Annotated in this window: 3 protein-coding genes; all 3 read left to right on the top strand. The window is 59.1% G+C overall.

What is annotated here, in order from left to right:
- The first annotated feature begins 274 nt into the window (after positions 1–274).
- Positions 275–1,471 (top strand): ISAzo13 family transposase, encoded by a 1,197-nt coding sequence (locus tag GY725_12995; protein MCP4005104.1) that lies wholly within the window; start codon positions 275–277, stop codon positions 1,469–1,471.
- A 34-nt stretch (positions 1,472–1,505) separates the two neighbouring features.
- Positions 1,506–1,940 (top strand): sigma-70 family RNA polymerase sigma factor, encoded by a 435-nt coding sequence (locus GY725_12990; GenBank protein MCP4005103.1) that lies wholly within the window; start codon positions 1,506–1,508, stop codon positions 1,938–1,940.
- Positions 1,937–2,609, top strand: a 673-nt coding sequence (locus GY725_12985) for a hypothetical protein (protein MCP4005102.1), incomplete at its 3' end; no start/stop codon positions are given. The genes GY725_12990 and GY725_12985, both read left to right, overlap by 4 nt.

Below are 2,609 nucleotides of genomic sequence, written 5' to 3'. Positions count from 1 at the left end.
GACCCACCATCACCCGAAGATTCTCTCCGTCGCCTAGACCGCGAGTTTGCGGACCGACTTGGACCAGAAGACCCAACTACGCCGTGCCGCCGCGACGGTTGTGACCGTGGAATCGTGAAGCTTAGGAACGGGCACGAAATAAAACCGGAATTGACAAGATTTGAAAAAGACTCCCCAATCTATTGAATTACCACTTCACTGGAATCAACGGATTGAGGAGTCAAGGATGACTGTCGAACTCGATGAAGTCTATCACGCGGACGTTCAGCAGAAAATGCGAGATGTTTACTGCAGTCTGTCGGAGAAGGATCGCAGACGCTATGCGGCGGCTGAAGTGGTCAAGTTGGGCTACGGTGGAGTCGCAGCTATCGCCGAACTCTTTGAGTGTAGTCGTGAGTCGATTGATCATGGAATGCGGGAACTCGACCAACTGCCTGATGATCCGGTCGGGGAACGCATCCGGCGACCGGGAGCGGGACGGAAGAAGGTTGAAGAGAAACAGCCCGAAGTCGTCCGAAACGTTCAGGCCATCATCAAGGAGCGAACTGCGGGCGATCCGATGCGTGAGGATGTCACCTGGACAGACCTCTCACCGCGTGAAATCGCCAACCAGATGGACGTTGAATTTAATATCGCGATCACACCGCCAATCGTTCGCCGAGTTCTTGGTGTGCTCGATTATCGACTTCGAAAGATCTCCAAAGTTCTCCCGGGGAAAGAGTCGCCCGATCGCGACCAGCAGTTCCTTCGCATCGCCGAATTGAAAGAGGAATTTCTAGCCTCCGGACAGCCAGTGATCAGCATGGACACGAAGAAAAAGGAGTTTTTGGGCAACCTGTACCGGAATGGGCGAGTCTACACGACCGAAGCGATCAAGGCCTTCGATCACGACTTTCCTTCCTGGGCCAGTGGCGTCATCATTCCGCACGGATTCTTTGACATCGCCCGCAATGAAGGCTATTTGCATCTGGGCCTGAGTCGTGACACCAGCGAGTTTGCCTGTGACAGTTTGCGGTTGTACTGGGAACAGGACGGGGCACGACTGTATCCCGACGCTCGCGAGTTGCTGTTGCTGTGTGACGGCGGCGGAAGCAACGGCAGCCGGACCCACATTTTCAAGCAGGATCTGCAGCAGATGGTCAACGAGTTGGGTGTGTCAGTGCGAGTGGCTCACTATCCAGCGTATTGTTCAAAGTACAATCCGATCGAACGCCGTTTGTTCAGCCATGTGACCCGCGCATGTCAAGGCATATTATTCGACACACTGGCGACCGTTCGATCACTCATGGAAAAGACGAGCACGAAAACGGGGCTCTCGGCGACCGTACGCGTCATTGAGAAAATCTACGAAACAGGCCGAAAGGCAAGCGAAGCCTTTAAGAAGAACATGCCGATCGTGTTCGACGACATCCTACCCAAGTGGAACTACCGAGTCGTCCCGCAGCCCAGTCCAGCCAAGATTCTGGTTTAATTAAATCGCCGTTCCTAAGTCACTGGTCGACGAGTTGGTCCTCGACACGTTCGTCCAAGCGTACGAACAACTCGATCACTTCCGGCTCGACGAGGACTTCGGGGTCTGGCTGCGGACGCTCTGCCGGTATCGGATCCTCACGGAGCTGAAGCGGGCGAAACGCGAGAAGGCCATGCACGAGCGCTATGCCGTGGAACTGCGACCGCGGCTGTTGGAGAAGGCCGCGCTGCTGCTCGAACAGGAGCCCGAGCCGAACGACGAGCATCGGGCGTTGGAGAGTTGCCTGGAGAAACTGCCGGCGCACTCCCGTGAGTTGCTGGCGTGGCGCTACGAAAGGGATAAGAGCAGCCGTGAGATTGCGCGGCGGAAGGACCGTTCGGTCACCTGGGTGACCACCACGCTATGCCGGATTCGCAAGACGTTGCGGCAGTGCATTCAATCGGCGATGGCCGGGGAGTCGTCGCCATGAACCGCGATCGTTTCGAAACGCTCGTCGGGAGATACCTCGATCAGGCCATCGACGAGGAAGAGGCCAAGGAACTGCTGGAAGCGATTTCCCGGCAGCCGGACCTCTGTGAAGAGATGCTTCGGGACGTCGGCACGGCGCAGGCCCTCGAACGATGGGGACGGCCAGATCAAGAGGGTCTTGCCGAGCGCGTGATGGCTCGCCTGCGCGACGCGGCCGACGGCGAGCACATGGTGGAAGATGTCATGCGACGCCTGCCGCGCGGGTCTCGGCCGGGCGCTTTGCCCGCGGCATCGGGCCGGCGGCCACCCAAACGGTACGTTGTCGGGGCGGCGGTGGCGGCATGCCTGCTGCTGGCGGTCACCTTCGCCCTGCTTTCCCGTCGGACACCCGCTGCCCAGTTGCTCGAGACCGACGAGGGCGTGGTCGTGCGTCGCGGCGATCGGGAGATTGCGGGAACGGTCGATCTCGGTTTGCGCTGGGAAGACAAGCTCGACGTGCCCGATGGCCGCCTGGCGGTGATCGAGTTCACGGATCAGACCCGGATCGAATGCGAGGGCGCCGCGTCGCTTAGCCTTCGCCGCGACGACAAGAAGCGCTGGGTAGAGGTCTCAAGCGGCCGGCTCGACGTCCACGTACGACCCCAGGCAGAGCGACAACCGATGACCGTGG

Source organism: bacterium (assembly GCA_024226335.1).
Classification (GTDB): domain Bacteria; phylum Myxococcota_A; class UBA9160; order SZUA-336; family SZUA-336; genus JAAELY01.
This window is presented reverse-complemented; position numbering and strand designations above follow the sequence as displayed.